We start from the raw sequence: 17,775 nt of genomic DNA, 5'->3' as shown, positions 1-17,775 counted from the left end.
CGATATCGTTTGCATTAATTGTAGTCAGAAGAATTGCCGGGAAGCACTTCACCAAAGTAATGGAAAAACAGCGTGCCGGTAAACATCAATACCTGTGCACGGTTTTCCCAGTCACGGTCCGGATTATCCAGCTGCAAGAAACAGTCGCGCAACCTCTTGGCTTTAAGGAATCGCTGCGGCGTGCCCTCATAAAGCGTCGCATTGAATATGGCGCCTGTCGTGAGCAAATTGATCATCATGTTATCGATCGAGCCCTGCACAGTCTCAAAGAACGCAACCGGTCCCTGGTGCGCAACCTTTACCTGTTGAGGCTGGTACATCATTGCACCGAGAGGTAGCGGCACTTCAATTTCTCCGGCTGACGACAGTTCAGGTTCTGGTGCCTGCTTGCAAAGCAGGTAATTCGGCTCGTATCCGTCGATTACAAACGTAAAGTCGCTTGAAATAACCTTAGCGCCTAGCGCTTTCGTAACATCATATTGCCCTTTCAAATACTGCGCGTTGCTTATGGCCATGATTTGTTTCCCTATCAGAATTACACAAATATCGATAGGCAAACTTTATTTCACCGCACTTTCAATAAACGCGGGTTTTTCCGGTTTGAAGCAATAAAAAACCGCCCGTAGGCGGTTTTGATTTACATTTGCAATTTCAGGTCGTTAATTTGTTAATTTGTTAATTTGATGATACCTGGCTCGCCAATAGATTGAAGTGTCTTTATATTCGATAAACTATTACATTAATCATGCAACAAACTCCACTCGACGTTGAACATTTTCAACGTCGAGACTGGGCAATTTAAATACAGATTATTACAGATAGAGATAATGAAATACCAGTGCTTCCAAGTTCGTTCTAGTGTTTGTGGCCGCATTTGCACCCCGGAGTATGCAAATGATTACCTAGCCTCTGTTTAGGCTGTAACGAGCGTATTGCGTTCTCGCGTCCACTCGCCATATAGCCATGAACTGTAGGTGCAGATAGAATCAATTTTGTTAGCACTCCTTCACATTTCGGACAATTAGGTGCCCTCGCGTTAATAGAATGCCGTGCTTCTAGCCGCAGGTTACACGGTATACACTTGTAATCATAATTCGGCATCTTTTACTCCTTAATTTTTCGATTACCAAAATTATTCCCATCGTGTTGGTTGTTTACCTTTTACACCGAATTGAACAGCGGTAACATCGGTTCTTGCACGTTTTTCAATGTCAAGCGTCGGCGCTCTTAATCGACGCGTCTCAACTTCCCAGATCCAGCCACTAATTACCGTATCCTTAGGTATAAGTGGATGATTCCTAAACGCCTCGACTGTCTTCATACAGGTTACATCCACATCATCCATCATACCTATCCACTTTGCGAATGCTCCATTCTCCAGCTTCAATTCGGGCAGAGTAGGGTCCAAAGTAATATTATCGGTATCAACGCCTTTGTCGCGGAAGTGTTTTTCTAAATCCTTCGCATCTGCCGACAGCATTCCACACTGCGTATGTTGAACAATAACAATTTCCTTCGTGCCGAAAAAATTACATGTCAGCATGGCGGAGCGTATTGCATCGTCGGTCACAATCCCGCCTGCATTCCGAAAACAATGCGCGTCCCCACCTCCGGCAGGTGAATCTACATGAATGCCCAACGCCTCATCTACTGGCAATCGTTCGTCCATGCATGCAAGCACCCACAAATTGAGATTGTTTGCTCCGTCTGGCCCGTAACGCCGACGCTTTGACCAGTGATCATAGGTTTCAGTATGAGTAATTAATTTCTCTTTAAGTGTCATTATTCTCTCCTTAGTGAATTTCACGAATCACGTAACTTTTTAAAGCTGCGTTCCGTATTTAATATAAAGCAAATTTTGTGCCACAAATAAATTCACTATGGATCAATGGGTTAAGAATAATGCCGCAACACTCGTGCGTACTGACACTTCCTAGCCGATTAATGCTTGGTAGAAAATAATTTGTTTAATCATAAGGATAGGAGAATAGAAGTATTTGTTCTTTAGGAAGAACAACTTCACAGAAAGGAATCGTGATTTTGGGTAAATCCAAAGGAATTCAGTTCATGCTAAAAATTATAATAGATGGCCGGATAGTCAAGGAAAATGCCGAAATGCATTTGGATCAATCTGGTGCTGTGTTAATTTCTGATGAACTGCTCGTGGTGTTATCTGTAGGGATTGAGCAACCTCTTTAATATTTCCCCTAGAATAGGCAAGTAACTCTTCTAGCATTGCTTTTTCAACTTCATCTGCGGCCTTTTTTTTGGCTTCTTTTAACGTATAAGGCGCATCATGAGCAGATATTGAAGTAAGAATAGATTTAGCTTTCCCAAGCTTTCTCGGCAACGCAACCTGTTCCAGTACTTCCCCGGAGGCAAATAAAAACGATCGTTCCAGAATATTCTCGAGTTCTCTGACATTACCAGGCCAATCGTAGCTAATTAGTTGCTCCAATGCGCGACTACCCAGTTTATTAGGTTTCTTACGGTATTTTTCAGAAAGTCTGGCTAAAATAGAGACAGCCAACGGCGAAATATCTTCAGGCCTTTCGCGCAACGGAGGTATATAGATCGGCACCACGCTGAGGCGGTAGTATAGATCACGACGAAAATCGCCCTGAGCAACAAGCTTATCAAACTGACTACTAGCGGCGGCTATGACCCTAACATTGGCAACTAAGCTCTGTCGACCCCCTACTCGCTCAAATTCATTTTCTTGAAGTACGCGTAATAACCGTGCCTGACTTAGAAGTGGAAGCGAATCAATTTCATCTAAAAACAACGTACTATTGTTTGCACGCTCGAAATAGCCTTGATGCACTTCGTAAGCACCGGTAAAAGCACCGCGCTCGTGTCCAAACAGTACACTCTCAACCAGATTCTCCGGGATAGCCCCACAGTTTATTGCAAGAAACTTGTTGTTCCAGCGTTCACTCATTGCATGCACGGCGCGCGCTATGACTTCCTTGCCAACACCGGTTTCGCCAGTAATTAACACATTCGCTGTTGTTGGCGCGATAATTTCAACAGATTCCAATACCTGACGCATACTTGTTGATTGGGCCACAACACGTGGTTTATCTGCAGGATTTGATTTGATATCAAACCAAACCTTGCTCAGTTGTTTTTCCACACGCGCGCTGACATCTGCTGAAGCAGCCTTACCGACGATGACTTCTCCTTTCTTGCGATACTCATCACCACCGGGATATTGGCCTGCTTCATTCGGATCAGTATGAACGCAGACATCACACATGCCGTCCCCAACGGCGATGCGTTTATTAAGAACGACTTTTGCATAACCAAAATTATGCGCTGCAATCCCACCGAACACGCTTGAAGTCATTCGGCACAATTCTGGCGCATGCTTAACCGCTTCCCCAAAGGGGCAGCGGGTATTGATAACGCGCACAGTTCCAGATTCGCTGGAAGCAGGAGAAAAGCAGCCCCCTATTTGATTTTTAATCTCTACAATTAGATCGCGGTATTGGGCCTGATCCAACAGCCCTATGAGACCACGCTCCTCACGGTATACTGACTCGAAACAAGCACCTGCGCTCAAACCCAATTTTTCAATCTTGTTTATCTGCTCATCATCATTATCAGGTCTGCATTGCTGGCTTAACTCCAGACTCTGTGTTACAAATGTCTGCAGAAAATTTATAGGATTAAGCCGCGAAAAAGAATACTTGGACATAGTCACTCCTGGAGTGAGATCGACTTTGGAATAATTAGAGTCATACCCTGTTCTGCAGCATCACCATTTCAGCAGCAGTACAGGCATGCGTACGGCCACTTAAACATCCTACCTAGCTAGCTATAATATTACGCGAAACTATAAGATTCACCATCTTCCGGCACCAATACACGCTGCGTCATGTGGTTTTTGCCAAGAAATTCGCGCAGCTCTTTTCTGGATACTGTTGCATGGTTCACTGATTCCATATGGCTGGCTATGACGATCGCATTTGGTGCAGCTTTATAAACCTCATATACATCCTGTTTTCCCATGATAATGGATGCGCCCCCAATAACTTTGGCATCGCAGCTATTGACAACGACTATATCTGGATTGTACTTTTTTAAGTTGTCTTCTACTGCCTGACACCAGATCGTATCTCCAGCAATATAAAGTGTTTTTTCATCTGGGTGCTTGAAAACGATGCCGCTTACATCTCCCAATATTTCTTTCATGTCCTTCAATACATTATCGCTGCCATGCAGCCCAGGTGTTTTGATCAGCGTTATGCCATCTATATAATTAGTTTCGTTCAATATGTGAACATTATTAAAACCTACTGATCGGATCGATTGCGCGTCTTTTTCATGTTGCGTAAAAAAAAGCATATCTTTGGGTATCGATTCTTTAGCTACATTGTCCCAATGATCGGGGTGGTCATGCGTCAAGATTACGACATCCACATCAACGATTTCGCTGATAGACATTGGTAATTCAGCCGTTGGATTACGTATATGATCATTAACTGTACCTCCAAAACCCGGTAGTGCTCCTTTTTCTGCCAGCCAAGGATCAATCAAGAATTTTTTACCTGCGTACTCTATGTGCAGTGTTGCATTTCTTATTTGCCTGAATTTCATAAAAAAGCTCCTCTATTTAATTCATTAGAGTTAATCGCGCTCTGAATTGTTCAAGTTTCTGCAAATTTGTTTCCCCCGTACGAGTAACATAAACTCCAAACAGATATCGTTAATCGTTCGGTGAAAATATAAAGACATTTTAACTTTAAGACAACAAACCACCGCCCAAAAAATCACCCATTCACCGCCACTTCAGTAATCTCCGGTGGAAGCAATTTTGCCAACTTCTCAAGACCTTCAGGTGTCACTCTAGCCTGTATCGTGTGTTTATCAGTTCCGTCCGACCTCAAAACGGTGGTCGACTTGTGTTCCATCAATCCCTTGTTGAGTTTGTCCTGATACGCGCAGTAATGTGCACAACCAATACGCCTGTATATCCAGTGATGACGCTGTAGCCACGAAAACAGACTCTTAGGCTTGACCTGCAGAGTCTTGGCCGCATCAGTGATACACAATGAACCCTCAGCCTTTGAAATCCGGCTCAATGCTTCGGAATCCGCCGTCAATTCCTTGTTCTTTTCTTCCAGCGCCAGAACTTTCTCCGTGTAGCTTAACAATAGACCGCGCATCGCCGAAGGATCATTTAATACTTCATGCACATCAACCGGCTTCGGTTCTCGCGCAATACGCTCGCACTCAATGAAATATTGCCGGGCTTGTTTGCCTTTTTCGTTGCGTTCGACCATTGATAGTTCTTTGGCCATGTCCAATGTAATATGATATTCGGTGATTTTCACATTTTTACGCTCCCCAATTTTGGGGAACGTTAAAACATAATCTCTATCTTCAATAAAATCATATTGATTGATTCTGTCTTTGATCCACGTTGAAAAATCTTTCCCAACTTCCAAAAATTCATGCAACTCCCGCGCCTTCACAGTCTGAATACTCTCACCGTTAATTTCTGACCGCGATACTGGTATCAATGATTCTTGATTCAGTTGATTAGCATTCATTTTTTAATTCCTTTATCCAGTTCAAGAAATGTAGGCTCAATCTTGCCGTTCCGGCAGAGCGCCAAATCAGCGTTTTTCCGCTTACGCTCCTGCGGGAATGGAATGACTTTGCATTTCGCCATGGACTCACCAAGCAATCTGCGTATTTCTTGCATCACGGCTTCAGGGCCAATACCCACTTTTACATGCCTGACAACGTTTTTTTCTGCTTCGGTAGCGGTGGAAAGAAAATGATGAAATTCGTTAATGGCTTTCTTAATGCGCATTTCATGGGTCAGGTGTATTGTCTTTGCGCTTGATTTTCTCTTAGCCATGAGACACCTCCCTGAAACTGAATGCCTGACCGTTCACGCACAAACGCTGAATAGCATCGACCGGTATGGAGCGATAACCGCCCTTTTCCATATCGAAGACGGTTAACAGGTTGTGATGCTTCGCGTTGTACGCTTTATCACCGCCGCGCAGATGTTTTTTGACACCTAGCCGACAAATCATTTTTCTCAGTTCGCCATTACTGCGTTTGATAAACTCGACTGAAAATATGGTGCCGTCAGATACGAGGTTTTTTAGGTTCTTCAGGTTAAGGCGAGTTGGAGCAGCAGATTGTGATGCTGAAACTTCAGTTTCAATCTTCTTGATTGCGTCTAGGCCGGCCTGAATGCCGTTGCTCTCGTAATAATATCCGGATGGATTCGCTGTATTGCCTATTGCTTCTACTACGGCGTTTCTCTCTTCCCGAGTCAACGCACTTTCGTTGACCATGATCACAGCATTAGAACAAGCAATCGCGTTTTGAGATTCAGAGTTACCAGGTGACTCAGCAAGCAACACTGACAGTTTGTTGGATAGTTCTGTATACTTTGTAGCAGCCATTTTCAACTCCTGAGTAGTTGGTTTTGGTTAGAGCCTGATTGGTGTTCCCGCACCTTTCAGGCTTGTTTTTTCCGTTACGGAGTAATAATATTACGCTTAGACGCAAATTAAGTCAAACTTTATTTACGCTATAGCGTATAATCATTACTATGACGCCAAAACAATGTAAAATGGCTCGAGCTGGATTAGGTTGGACAGTAAGTGAGTTAGCTCAACGAGCAGGTACAAGACCAGCAACAATTAGCAACTTCGAAAGAGGTGGCACTGCTCTAACAACGACTGCAGAATTATTAAAAAAAGCCATTTTATCTACTGGCCGAGTAACATTTAATGGAGAAAACTGCGTTTGCGTGGAGGAGTAATGACAGTGTTGGGCTATTACAGCAAAACCTCTGTGTATTCTGAATACTTTCGATATTGAAACGCCCACTTACGACCCTGCAGAGACATTCGTCGTGATCAGTCGCCTTTTGAGTATTAATTATTCATGCCAGCTAGTGCTCCTACACGAATCCAATGATTTAACCGGGACAAATGTTAACGATATATTGAGGAGTCACACCTATTCAATATATCGACCAGTTGTTGACTTACAGCAATGGACAAAATAAGATTTTTTAAACAGTATATCCTCTCGGGTTCTGTGTTTATTACAGGCATCATCGTCTCAGTCGTCATCCATACTTTAGTACTTGAGAACAAAAGCAATCAAAGCGATATTGCGTTTAAGGCCCTAGCCAGCAACTGTGCCAACGCCATAGTCGAGGGTTTCTCTCATACTTTGTTCGCTATTGAATCCGTAGGTGCCCTGTATGGCTCTTCGCAGAACATTTCCTTTAGTCAATTCGACGCGTTCGTTACACCGCTACTTGAGCGTTTCCCAACCATTACTGCACTGAGCTGGGTCCCTTTAGTCAATCACAACGAGCGCGAAGATTTCGAACGGACCGCCCGACAGCTGTTTCCCGGATTCCGCATTACTGAAAGTGACGAGCAAAACGAAATAGTAAACTCAACCACGCGACAGATATACTTCCCCGTATATTTCATTCGCCCCTATGAGGGCAACGAAGCTGCGCAAGGCTTTGACCTTTACTCGAACCCTGTTCGGCGTGCTGCTATTGATCATGCGAGCGACAGTACGAAAACTACCAGCACTGCACGACTTCGTCTGGTCCAAGAGAACGGTGATCAACATAGCGTATTAATTATCCATCCCGTATTTCATCATAGTATTTCTGCCAAAGACCAACGTAAGCTCATGGGCGTTGCGTCTGCCGTGTATCGTATCGGAGACGGCGTGGAAAAAGCCTTGTCGCATGTACACTCTGATGGCCTGAATATCTGGTTGTTTGACCGTTCTTCCGAACCTGACAAGCAATTTCTATACTTACACACACCGGAAGATCAGGAAACAAAAAAGGAAGAAATGGAAACCATGCTAGCTGATAACACTAGAAAATACGTACATGAATTCAAACTAGGCGAACGTAACTTTGAATTAATATTAACCCCAGCATCTGACTATTTCACGCTCGATGAAGGCTATGATATTTGGTTGCCTTTGATCCTTGGACTGGGATTCACTAGTTTGCTTGCCGCCTATTTGTCACTCATACGCCGTCGGTCCCAGGAGCTAGCAGCCGGTCAACAAGTCCTTGAACAGCAAATAAACGAGCGGGTTAATGCAGAAAAAAAACTACGGGAAGCAAACCAAAGCTTGGAAGAGCTTAGCCGTAAAGACCACGTAATGGGGCTAGCGAATCGGCGTTATTTCGACGAGCACCTTCAAAATGAATGGTTGCGCGCCACTCGAGATGGCACTTCTCTATCGCTGCTTATTGGAGACGTTGATTTTTTCAAAGCCTATAATGATACATATGGCCATGTCGCTGGAGACAAGTGTCTTCAAATAATAGCAAAGATTCTATCCGATGTAGTTGATCGACCAGGTGACCTTCCGGCACGTTACGGCGGGGAAGAAATAGCCGTCATATTACCGTCCACATCAGAGGCCGGGGCCTACAAAATTGCCGAGAGCATACGTCTCGCAATAGCTGAAATGGCGTTGCCCCATGAGCAATCCCCGATAGCCAAGGTGGTATCGATGAGCATAGGTTGTGGAACGGCTTTACCGAAACAAGGAAGCTCGATGGAGAACTTTATTCGGGCAGTAGACGATGCTTTATATTGCGCCAAACAGAAAGGTAGAAACCAAACAGTAGTCGCTGAGTAGGCAAAAATGAGGTTACAGATCCAAATATTTTTGCTTTAACTTCGGTGCGATACCAGACACTCCGCCGATATAGAACTCGAAGGTTCGCTTTTGGCCGAAGGAGACTCTAAGCAGTCGGCGGGTGAGAGAATCCATTTTCAACAGAAATAATGCCTCAGATCACCGGCAGCTAAAAGTAGTATAAGGAACGAACGGCGCTTTTTGCTCTGTTAGGCCATTATGGTTCCCTTGGAACCGGAGACACAAATCCCGGGGGTTTTACTGCCAGCACAGAACATTGCAATTGATCCAGAATCGCCTCCGCTGTATTCCCTATGATAAAACCTGGAATACCTGTGCGCGCCACCGTGCCCATAACGACCAGATCTGCCTTTAATTCTTTGACCAACGCCGGTATCGCCTTTTGCGCCGATCCCATGAGCAAGTGAACCCGGGGAGTTAAGTACTTGTATGCTTCTGCGCTTATTTGTTCGCTGATCATTCGAATCAAGGTATCCATGCCAGCTTTGTGTTGTGCGTGGGTGGCCTCAACCATACTCATCTCGGCTGCTTTGGGATTATCCGCCCATAAACTCACAAAGCCTGCCTCGGGCGCATCCCACACATGCACAAGATGCAACTGGGCAAAATCGGATAGCGCGAGTGAACTGGCCATACCGAGAATCAGTTGATTCAATGCTTGCTCGTCGGATTCGATCTCGTAGGGATCGAAGTCCACGGCGGCAACGATACGTTCATAGTTGGGTTTTTCTTTTGGTTTCATTAACCAAATTGGGCAAGGACATTTACGCAGCAGGTGCATATCATCGGAGCCGAACAGCCGCTCGACCCAATCGGGATTCTCAGCGAGCTTGATGACCAGATCGTAATCGTTTCGCAGCACAGCACGAATCACCTCGAGAAATTTTATGCCAACGAGAATCTCGATACCGAAGTCTAAGTGTTTCGTGTAAGGCGCGATCAACGACTTCAGCATCTGCCGCCGCTGCGCAATCATCGCCGCCGTCAGATCGGCAGAAGCAGGACCGCCCGGCGGTATCCCGATCTTTGCCGTTTGCTCGGGAATGACATCAATAATCGTCAGTCGCGCCTGGTTGTTCTGCGCCAGCGACACCGCCCGTGCGATAGCAGTATCCTGTGCGATGGACTGTTCAAAGACATACAAGAGGTTATTAAATAATTTCATCCCATTTCTCCAACTTTTCCGGGGTTTCCGTCGCGCACGTCCGTTAGCAGTCTTTCAGCTGCTTCTTTTGCCGCATCCGCATAAGGCATTAACACCATATCGATACCATCTCGCTCGAACTGGCGCGCATCCCGATGACTGGCGCTGGCGATAGCGACTTTGCCAAGATATTTATTCTGGCGCAGACCATGAAGCAGAGTACGGTTAATAGTTTGGTCACGTACAGTGCTGACAACCCAACGTGTGTGTGCCAGAGGCAAGGTCGCCACTAACTCCGGATCTTCCGCATCACCGTAATGTACCTGATAGCCATCACGTATATGTTGTTGTACGGTGGTAGGGTCGAAGTCCACTGCAAGCACTCTACAACCTTGGCCGCGAAGATTCTCCGCAAGTGATGCGCCATAGCGACCCAGCCCAAACAGCAATACGTCCACTTCGCCTTTCTCTCCCAGTAAACTGTCGAGTTCCCGATGGGGTACCTTGCGCTCAAATAACGACAGCCAAGGCGCGAGACGTTCATAAATAGCGTGGGAATAGAGGATCATGTAGGTGGACGCGCTGATAGTGATCAATCCCACTAGCGTAATCAATCCTACAGTCTCCTGTTGCAGATGACCCAGGCTCAGTCCAAGTGCAGCCAGCACCAAGGAGAACTCACTGATCTGGGCCACCGTCAATCCAGCGAGAAATCCGGTACGTTTACGGTATCCCATATAGCCCATTATGATCATCACGATGATCGGGTTGCCAATAAGCACAAACAGCGAGAACACTATAGAAGTGCTGATTTGCGCGTCCAGCGTGCTGAGGTCAAGGATCGCCCCCAGTTCAATAAAGAAAAATAGCAACAAAAAATCACGCAGACTAACCAGGCGCGCGGCAACTTGTTCACGGAATGGTGTCGAGGCAATGGAAACACCAGCTAGGAAGGCGCCTACTTCCTTGCTGAAGCCCAGGGCATCTCCGGCGACGGCACCCAGCACAGCCCAAGCGATGGCAAACAACATCAACAGCTCCGACGAATGGGCCAGGCGATGCAACAGTCCCGGCAGGACATAGCGCATCAACAAGGCCACGACCAGCAGCATGGCGGTCCCTTTGAGAACAACCTGCATGGCTTCCCACCCCATGTTGACCTCGCCACCTGCCTGTCCAAAGGCGGTCAGGCCAATCATTACCAGCACCACCACAATGTCCTGCACGATAAGAAAACCGACCGCGATACGACCGTGCAGCGCATCCACTTCACGTTTGTCAGAAAGCAGCTTGACTATGATAATGGTACTGGAAAAGGTGAGTGCCACCGCCACATAAATTGCGGCCACATGAGACATACCTAACAACAGCGCGAGCAGGTAGCCTATCATGGAGGTAAAAAACACTTGTCCAAGGCCGCAAGCAAGTGCCACTGGACCTACGGTACGTATGATATGCAGATCAAGTTTCAAACCCACTACGAACAGCAGCAGTGCGATACCGAGCCGGGCGAACAGCTCGATTTCACTACTGTACGCGACCAGGCCCAGGGCAGAAGGACCGACCAGAATACCTACGGCAATGAAAGCCACGATCAAGGGCTGACGCAACAGCTGAGCCAGCGCCCCGCCAACAACTGCAAGACCAAGAATGGCCCCGATTTGTATGAATATATTCTCAATCATTGCAACGGATTATCCGTGGTTTCCTGCCTTACTTTAATTAGACGTCCGAAATACCGCAATATATTACGCCAAAAACGAAACCCGATAAGTTGCATGCTATCTCATTAATTTTTTAATAAAAAATATAAAATCTAATTAAGACACCGGTTTTGTATACCTTCCCTCTGCACATCTGATAAATCCAGATGATATTTGTCCACGATATAAAGAAAACTGTCTACGTATGTACAGTGATACTCAGTATTATCTGGCATCCAGTCAATAGGAGATCTGTCGCCCTTGCTTCTATTGGCGGACGCTGATACGGGCAACAAATTTTCAATATCATTATAGAATTGCTGCTTAAGTGTTGACGACCAGTTTGCAGCACCATGCCCGTGCGCAAAACCAACTGGTACTATATGGTCAATATCCAGATCGGATGAATCAGTAAATTCTGTAGCAGTATACGGATCTAACCACAGGCCAGCGCTTATATCACATGACTCGTTTGTGCCAGAATTTTGATTAAATATTTTTAAAACCTCATCCCTGGTGTCACGACAATCTCTATCCTCATCAATCCATCTACCCCAGAGATCTCTATCGTAATCAACTGAAGCTTGGTGATTCTCTGCTTTATGGCGTGAATAGAATAAATTGAAACATTTAGAAGTATTGTCGAGTTCTAATCCCGCTTGATAATTTGCAGCGCCTACTTTTATGTCGAAAACTGTCAATATTCGCGTTATAAACGAAAACTTGCCGCTATATTCAGTACATTCTTCTGCAGATTCCTCTAGTGCAGTAATACAAAACTTATCACCGCTTAAGGCTACCTCCAGGTCATATGCGCCATTAATAGTATTTACGCATTGTAAATTTGCGGTTTTATCTGTGTAATTGCTTGGAGTCTCGTTAAATTCACCGCGCAATATTTGCGTATTTTGACTTGCAACAGGATAACTTCCCGGCGTTGTATCCGGTTTTGGCTCCGGGACAGGTACTGTAGGAGTTGATGGAGAAGAAGGCTCTGTATCATGGCAATGGTATCCGGTACCGCCCGCATTATCGTTGTGACAACCTTCTGAGTTAGTCCGCCCACCGTGTGAGTAAACAGAAGTTGAAAATAGAAAAAGTAATATAAATACCGAGAGCTTCATATTTAGACTTCGTTTCCTGTCTTATTTATTATCTAAACCTAAAAACCTCTTTGCTTCAAAGGTTTTATTGATATGAAATCAGTATATTACATTGAATATTGATAAAATCGATAGGATTATTTATGTGGTGATGCTCAATTACGGCCGTATCGCCTGATATTGATCCGGCATGGTGACCTAAACAAACATGGTTGTTACTCAGGTGAATAACAACTCACTGCAGATTCATTTTATGTTGCAACCGGGTGACATTTAGTTGAAGGAACTGCTGCGTTTGCGTGGAGGAAAAGTGATTTATGGATTTTGTAGAATCAACCCCTTACTTTATCGAGTTGAAGTATGTCAAAGATAGCTACTTACACTAGCTGCTCTTTTCTAGTTAAGCAACAACACATCGAATACCGCCTAAGTGGATCCGTCACTACACACGAACCGGAAGCGAGACCGACGGTTGAATCGGCACCAGCGTTTTGGCATAAGCACGCAGAATTTCGTTATATAGATCCGTGTGCTTGGGCGCATTAACCGTAATAATCAACGCATAACGAATTTTTTCGGCACTGGTTGTAGGTGCACCCGCTTCGCGGGCATTGTAGTGAATATCGAATACTGGGTTTTCCAGACTGCTGCCACGCATGTGCTTGACGCCATGCAGTACTGTTTCCCACTTACCCAAATCAGAACGACGTTCCTCTTCTGTGGCATAGTTCTTCATATCAAAGAAACTTTTAGTTTCCGCATTCAATCTGCCTTTTTTCACCTTCTTATCGTTAGGTCGGAAGACAATTTCCAGACCTGCACGTGTGTAGGCGACCGCATCTTGAGGGTCAGTTGGCGAGGTATAGCAAAAGGTTGCCTTTAAATGAACGTTTCCAGTTAATCCGTTGGTAGGTAGCGGTAGTGGAGCACGCAAGTACTTGCCGGGCTTTAATTCCCCCTGATAAACTACCCTCGCCACACCGCTCGTACAGGTAATAATTTCTATCAAATCTTCCGGGACCTTACCCCAACCTACTTCGACTTTATCATGGGTAGATGGGTCAGCAGCGTGAATGAGTAATGCCTTGACCGCCAATGGAGTCAGATCCGCACCAAGGATAGCCCGAATCCCAACAGCACTTCTTAATAGATACGGGGATGCAAAGCTAGTGCCCAGCTGGGGCACAAGGTTCGGCTTCGCTCCTTCCGACAATACGTGGAAATATTTTGAATTTCCGGCATCACCACCGAAAGCCATGAGATCCGGTTTAACTACGCCTGGGCTTCGGCCAGGGCCAACTGCGCTGTAAGCTGCACGCCCCCACGTCTTGTCAGTGTTATTAGCGGCTCCCACAGATAGCGCATTTACACAGTCAGATGGCACCTGTACGCGGGCATTTCCAACCGACCGATCCATTTCGCCGTTATTGCCAACAGCAACTGTCATCAAGGTCTCACCATCGCTTAGCAGATCATCAATCACAGAAGTCCAAGCATGCACATCTGTGTCATCGATCGGAAGATCCGGTCCCAAGCTGAGATTAATGAACTGATACTGGCGAGACAGCAGCACTTCTTCGACAAATCCCAGTGTACGATACAATTCCATTGGATCTTCTTCTCTGGTTTCACAATCCAAGACACGCAGGTGATCAACATAGGAATAAGGACGCTCTGCTCTACTGTTTGGCGTAATAGGTCCAAACAAAAATGCCGAAGTCACGCTCAGGCCATGTTCCAAACCATCCGGATCATTGGCCGCACTCTCATCCAGCGTACGGTAGACTCGTATCCATGGGGCAATACTATGCTGATCAGGCAGGCCGCCATCAAGAATGGCCACCTTGGGTTCGGCAGACAACGGTTGGTCGTTCGGCAGACTGCACGCTACTGCCACACCAGCTGAACGCTGCACTGGGCGCATACCGCGCAGTTTCGGCATGGGTCGGACAACTCGTACAAAGGAAAACAGGGCCATTTTTTTGACGGCGTCCTTGTTCCCTTCCACAGGCAGGAACCACAGATTCCCAGCACTGAACGCCAATCTAGTATGAATCGTAACACCCACCTCGGCAGCATACCTAGCAAAAGCGCGTTGCACGAATTGATTGTTTCCTCCGGGAAGCAAATGAATACCAACTTCGAAAAAACGCTCTTTTTCTTTGCCGAGAGAGACAATGCGGTCTTTCGGCTCAAAACTAGAAAAACGCTCGATACGAGCAAAATCCTTTGCTTCATTGGATCCATCTTCCAATTGTCCCGCCCAATCCTTTAACTGGCGGAATACTTGGCGTCTGGCAACTACAAAAAGCTCTGTGGTGGTCGACTCATTGGGTGCACCCTTCTTCGACCAAGCCTCCGGCGTTAACTTAACAGCTTTACTTCCGACCGATTCAAGACCCGTACTGCGTAGCATAGCTATAGGGAAGTAGGAACGTGCTATGTAGCTTGGATTAAGTGCAAGACGAGCCACTCCCAGATCCCCGGGGCAAGCCTCGGCGGGCAAGCGATCGAGACTCATCGCAACTTCAACGAACTGAGGCATCAGTCGATTCCTCGCCTGCTGCAAGGTATACACTTCAGCTTTGCCCATGCTGCGTTTAGGCCCTTTGATTTCATGAGTCAGCAACTCACCTCGTCCTATCAAAAAATTGGTTTGACTCATGCCTCACGTCTCCGCTTTTTAGGAATAACCGTTGATCCTCCTGTCGTGTATTTACGAATAGTGTCCCGACTCACACCGGTAATATCTGAAATGCTATGCTGAGATAGGTGAGTCTGCTTTGCCAGCAATACCGCCATCTCGATACGACCCTGCCGATCCAGAGATAAAGCGCGCGCCTTGATGAACTCCTCAATTAAGTCAGCATCCGGTGTTGTCCCCAGCGCCACAGCCCGTCGGAAGCGATGTATTTCCCTCTCAATATCACTAAAGGATTGGTCGCGAAACGCAAAGGTCAGAATCTCAATCCAACGACTGAAAAGTGCGAAATCCGGTCCTAAAAACCGCTTTATAGCTTCTTTGACAGCTTCAGGCCTCGGTACTTTGAATTCAACAACCAGATCAAACCTTCGCCACAGTGCTGGATCGATCAGTTCCGGATGATTGGTAGCAGCGAGCAATAATCCCGTTGCAGGCCATTCATCTACTTCCTGCAGGATTACCGTTACTAGACGCTTCAATTCTCCAACATCACTGTCATCGCTGCGTCGTTTAGCAATCGCATCGATCTCATCCAGCAACAGGACACAGGGGCCACGTTTGGCAAAATCCAACGCTGCACGCAAGTTGCTGCCACTACGTCCTAACAAGCTACTCATCACCGTTGTCAGATCAAGCACATATAATGACACGCCAAGCTGTGCAGCTAACCATCGTGCCGTTAGTGTTTTGCCCACACCAGGTTGACCTACAAAAATTGCAGAACGGGTCGGTGTTAAACCTAGCGAGGCGAGACGCGCAACCTGCTTTCGCTCCTGAATCAACTGCCCAAGGGTCTCCTCCAAATCAGTTGACAACAGTGGCGCCTCTCGATCCGAGTTATCCTTGAACACCTTCAGCAATGACAAACGCGATTCATCATCAACCGGTAACATCTGATCCGAAAGTGGTGATGACGTTGCTTTGCGTAACGGTGCCCCCGCACGACGTGGTTTGGCGCGTAGGAACAAGTCCATCTGCTCAGCCAACTCAGGCTCGGTGCCACGGTATTTCCTGACCAGCCTTGCAGCGAACAGGCGCACATCCTCGGTTTGCTCAGCTAGCGCCAGTCTAACGATTTGGGCTAAATCAGCTTTTAATCCATTCAATTCGCCCATAAATATAGCAATACCTTGTTTATATAGTGTTTTTAACTTATTAATACTGGACTAATGGCATTATCGCATATTTCATAAACTGGTGTGAAGTTGATTGTGACGATTTTCGCTAACAAATGCTAGATTGACTTTTCGGCGCAAAATATAATACATATTTCACACTGATAGCAGTTCCAGCCGATCAAAATCATCCCACACATTTGGTTTATTACAAAAACAAGGAAAGACTATGAGTTTTGCACAAATGACACGATGCGTTATCTAACATAGAGGTTACATAAAAAACCCACCGAAGTGGGTTTTAGGGCTAAGGGTTGATTGTAACAATACTTACTTGTATTAGCCTCCAGCGTTATCACCTATGCTTGCGCTTAACCTTCTTTTTTCTCGAACTCTGCTATCTACATCACATTCACTAACATCACACAGTATCTTGTTTCCTAGTATTGATGACCGGCAACGACCGTCCATGTAATGAGCAAAACAGCAGCCACGATAATCACGGCACACCATGATCATTCAACCACCTCGACAATGCCTTCCAACTCAAGCTTCACGGCCTTGAAATAGGCCTTCAGCGTCTCCCGTTCACGGTATAACTCCCACATCTTATCGCTTAGTTCTGACTCTGAGACTCGTATGTCTTGAACGTCTTGATAAACTCCTTGGGCGACTCGTACTCCAGGTTTACTGGCGGGTTTAACACCGACGCCGGTACTTTCGGCTTGTCCGCGCATGGCGTTTTCATTACAGGCGGTGCTTTTGGTACGGAACTGCACCCTGCGAGCATCAGCAAGATCACTATTAAGCTGATTAAGTGTTTCGTCTTTTTCATTGATTGCCCTCAATAGGTTTACTTCATTCTGTTCGTTCTGCTTTGCAACACGCTCCATGGCCTCGCCAAGCTCTTTGGCGAGAACTTCACGTTGCTCCGCATACATTTCAAGCCACTCCGCTTTTTCCAGTTTTTTGCCGTGATTGATACCACCGATCCATGAACCGCCGATTGAAACCAGAAAAGCGATTATTCCAATTAACCATATCTGCATTTATTTCTCCTTGGCGTCTTGCCTGTCCTTTGAATAGTAGCGATACAGATAACCGAGCAACGCTAACGGCAGTCCGTCTTTGGATGCGATAACGGTAGCAACCTCAGTGGCAGTAAAATCGCTATCCAGCGCTTTCATGGCAAACAGAAAAGACTCATGCGACGCCATGAACAAGTACCCCATGATGACAATCATGAATATCCGTCTAAACAGCATCTTGTTTTCAAACTGATCCTCAGCCCATCCCATTTTTAAATCCCTCCTATGGG

17 protein-coding genes are annotated in these 17,775 nt (G+C 46.0%); 2 read left to right on the top strand and 15 right to left on the bottom strand.

Going from position 1 to position 17,775, the window contains the following annotated elements:
- Window positions 1–14 precede the first annotated feature (14 nt).
- The 8 genes from BMX44_RS15185 to BMX44_RS15150 form a co-directional block, all read right to left on the bottom strand.
- Complete coding sequence (locus BMX44_RS15185) at window positions 15–515, bottom strand: hypothetical protein (RefSeq protein ID WP_090634597.1); 501 nt, start codon at window positions 513–515, stop codon at window positions 15–17.
- Between the two features lie 340 nt (window positions 516–855).
- The gene (locus BMX44_RS15180) at window positions 856–1,101 is read right to left on the bottom strand and encodes an FmdB family zinc ribbon protein (RefSeq protein WP_090634596.1); all 246 of its coding nucleotides are present in this window, start codon (window positions 1,099–1,101) and stop codon (window positions 856–858) included.
- A gap of 31 nt (window positions 1,102–1,132) precedes the next feature.
- Entirely contained in the window at window positions 1,133–1,783 is a 651-nt protein-coding gene (locus BMX44_RS15175; RefSeq protein ID WP_245738966.1) for a beta-class carbonic anhydrase, read from the bottom strand.
- A gap of 315 nt (window positions 1,784–2,098) precedes the next feature.
- The gene (locus BMX44_RS15170) at window positions 2,099–3,700 is read right to left on the bottom strand and encodes a sigma 54-interacting transcriptional regulator (RefSeq protein WP_090634594.1); all 1,602 of its coding nucleotides are present in this window, start codon (window positions 3,698–3,700) and stop codon (window positions 2,099–2,101) included.
- 128 nt (window positions 3,701–3,828) lie between these two features.
- Window positions 3,829–4,602: an MBL fold metallo-hydrolase gene (locus tag BMX44_RS15165; protein ID WP_090634592.1), complete on the bottom strand. Its 774-nt coding sequence runs from the start codon at window positions 4,600–4,602 to the stop codon at window positions 3,829–3,831.
- A gap of 173 nt (window positions 4,603–4,775) precedes the next feature.
- A complete protein-coding gene (locus BMX44_RS15160) occupies window positions 4,776–5,558 on the bottom strand; it encodes an antA/AntB antirepressor family protein (RefSeq protein ID WP_090634590.1) in 783 nt (260 codons plus the stop codon).
- The gene (locus BMX44_RS15155) at window positions 5,555–5,872 is read right to left on the bottom strand and encodes a hypothetical protein (protein WP_090634588.1); all 318 of its coding nucleotides are present in this window, start codon (window positions 5,870–5,872) and stop codon (window positions 5,555–5,557) included. The genes BMX44_RS15160 and BMX44_RS15155 overlap by 4 nt, the downstream gene beginning before the upstream one ends.
- Complete coding sequence (locus BMX44_RS15150) at window positions 5,865–6,431, bottom strand: SH3 beta-barrel fold-containing protein (RefSeq protein ID WP_090634587.1); 567 nt, start codon at window positions 6,429–6,431, stop codon at window positions 5,865–5,867. Before BMX44_RS15150 ends, BMX44_RS15155 begins: the two co-directional genes overlap by 8 nt.
- Window positions 6,432–6,580: 149 nt before the next feature.
- Here BMX44_RS15150 and BMX44_RS17585 point away from each other — a divergent pair, with 149 nt between their 5' ends.
- Together BMX44_RS17585 and BMX44_RS15140 are read left to right on the top strand one after the other, a co-directional pair.
- Window positions 6,581–6,793 (top strand): helix-turn-helix domain-containing protein, encoded by a 213-nt coding sequence (locus BMX44_RS17585; protein ID WP_090634585.1) that lies wholly within the window; start codon window positions 6,581–6,583, stop codon window positions 6,791–6,793.
- A 236-nt stretch (window positions 6,794–7,029) separates the two neighbouring features.
- Window positions 7,030–8,667 carry a diguanylate cyclase domain-containing protein gene (locus BMX44_RS15140; RefSeq protein WP_090634583.1) on the top strand — a complete coding sequence of 546 codons (1,638 nt, stop codon included), beginning with the start codon at window positions 7,030–7,032 and terminating at the stop codon, window positions 8,665–8,667.
- Window positions 8,668–8,884: 217 nt separating this feature from the next.
- Here the strand turns inward: BMX44_RS15140 and BMX44_RS15135 are convergent, their stop codons facing one another.
- From BMX44_RS15135 to BMX44_RS15105, 7 genes are all read right to left on the bottom strand, one after another.
- Window positions 8,885–9,853, bottom strand: coding sequence for a universal stress protein (locus BMX44_RS15135; RefSeq protein WP_090634581.1), 969 nt, complete (start codon window positions 9,851–9,853; stop codon window positions 8,885–8,887).
- Window positions 9,850–11,517, bottom strand: coding sequence for a cation:proton antiporter (locus BMX44_RS15130; protein WP_090634579.1), 1,668 nt, complete (start codon window positions 11,515–11,517; stop codon window positions 9,850–9,852). The genes BMX44_RS15135 and BMX44_RS15130 overlap by 4 nt, the downstream gene beginning before the upstream one ends.
- 131 nt (window positions 11,518–11,648) lie before the next feature.
- Window positions 11,649–12,659 carry an HNH endonuclease family protein gene (locus tag BMX44_RS15125; protein WP_090634578.1) on the bottom strand — a complete coding sequence of 337 codons (1,011 nt, stop codon included), beginning with the start codon at window positions 12,657–12,659 and terminating at the stop codon, window positions 11,649–11,651.
- A 421-nt stretch (window positions 12,660–13,080) separates the two neighbouring features.
- Window positions 13,081–15,303, bottom strand: coding sequence for a S8 family peptidase (locus tag BMX44_RS15120; protein WP_090634576.1), 2,223 nt, complete (start codon window positions 15,301–15,303; stop codon window positions 13,081–13,083).
- Window positions 15,300–16,457: an AAA family ATPase gene (locus BMX44_RS15115; RefSeq protein WP_090634574.1), complete on the bottom strand. Its 1,158-nt coding sequence runs from the start codon at window positions 16,455–16,457 to the stop codon at window positions 15,300–15,302. The genes BMX44_RS15120 and BMX44_RS15115 overlap by 4 nt, the downstream gene beginning before the upstream one ends.
- A gap of 515 nt (window positions 16,458–16,972) precedes the next feature.
- The gene (locus BMX44_RS17335; protein ID WP_090634573.1) at window positions 16,973–17,506 is read right to left on the bottom strand and encodes a hypothetical protein; all 534 of its coding nucleotides are present in this window, start codon (window positions 17,504–17,506) and stop codon (window positions 16,973–16,975) included.
- A partial coding sequence (locus BMX44_RS15105) for a hypothetical protein (protein ID WP_218143987.1) occupies window positions 17,507–17,775 on the bottom strand: 269 nt, incomplete at its 5' end.

The organism is Nitrosomonas marina (genome assembly GCF_900110145.1).
GTDB classification, from domain to species: domain Bacteria; phylum Pseudomonadota; class Gammaproteobacteria; order Burkholderiales; family Nitrosomonadaceae; genus Nitrosomonas; species Nitrosomonas marina.
This window is presented reverse-complemented; position numbering and strand designations above follow the sequence as displayed.

Coding starts and splice junctions, on each gene's coding strand:
- BMX44_RS15185 (WP_090634597.1), bottom strand. CDS start 515: ATGGCCATAAGCAACGCGCAGTATTTGAAAGGGCAATATGATGTTACG.
- BMX44_RS15180 (WP_090634596.1), bottom strand. CDS start 1,101: ATGCCGAATTATGATTACAAGTGTATACCGTGTAACCTGCGGCTAGAA.
- BMX44_RS15175 (WP_245738966.1), bottom strand. CDS start 1,783: ATGACACTTAAAGAGAAATTAATTACTCATACTGAAACCTATGATCAC.
- BMX44_RS15170 (WP_090634594.1), bottom strand. CDS start 3,700: ATGTCCAAGTATTCTTTTTCGCGGCTTAATCCTATAAATTTTCTGCAG.
- BMX44_RS15165 (WP_090634592.1), bottom strand. CDS start 4,602: ATGAAATTCAGGCAAATAAGAAATGCAACACTGCACATAGAGTACGCA.
- BMX44_RS15160 (WP_090634590.1), bottom strand. CDS start 5,558: ATGAATGCTAATCAACTGAATCAAGAATCATTGATACCAGTATCGCGG.
- BMX44_RS15155 (WP_090634588.1), bottom strand. CDS start 5,872: ATGGCTAAGAGAAAATCAAGCGCAAAGACAATACACCTGACCCATGAA.
- BMX44_RS15150 (WP_090634587.1), bottom strand. CDS start 6,431: ATGGCTGCTACAAAGTATACAGAACTATCCAACAAACTGTCAGTGTTG.
- BMX44_RS17585 (WP_090634585.1), top strand. CDS start 6,581: ATGACGCCAAAACAATGTAAAATGGCTCGAGCTGGATTAGGTTGGACA.
- BMX44_RS15140 (WP_090634583.1), top strand. CDS start 7,030: ATGGACAAAATAAGATTTTTTAAACAGTATATCCTCTCGGGTTCTGTG.
- BMX44_RS15135 (WP_090634581.1), bottom strand. CDS start 9,853: ATGAAATTATTTAATAACCTCTTGTATGTCTTTGAACAGTCCATCGCA.
- BMX44_RS15130 (WP_090634579.1), bottom strand. CDS start 11,517: ATGATTGAGAATATATTCATACAAATCGGGGCCATTCTTGGTCTTGCA.
- BMX44_RS15125 (WP_090634578.1), bottom strand. CDS start 12,659: ATGAAGCTCTCGGTATTTATATTACTTTTTCTATTTTCAACTTCTGTT.
- BMX44_RS15120 (WP_090634576.1), bottom strand. CDS start 15,303: ATGAGTCAAACCAATTTTTTGATAGGACGAGGTGAGTTGCTGACTCAT.
- BMX44_RS15115 (WP_090634574.1), bottom strand. CDS start 16,457: ATGGGCGAATTGAATGGATTAAAAGCTGATTTAGCCCAAATCGTTAGA.
- BMX44_RS17335 (WP_090634573.1), bottom strand. CDS start 17,506: ATGCAGATATGGTTAATTGGAATAATCGCTTTTCTGGTTTCAATCGGC.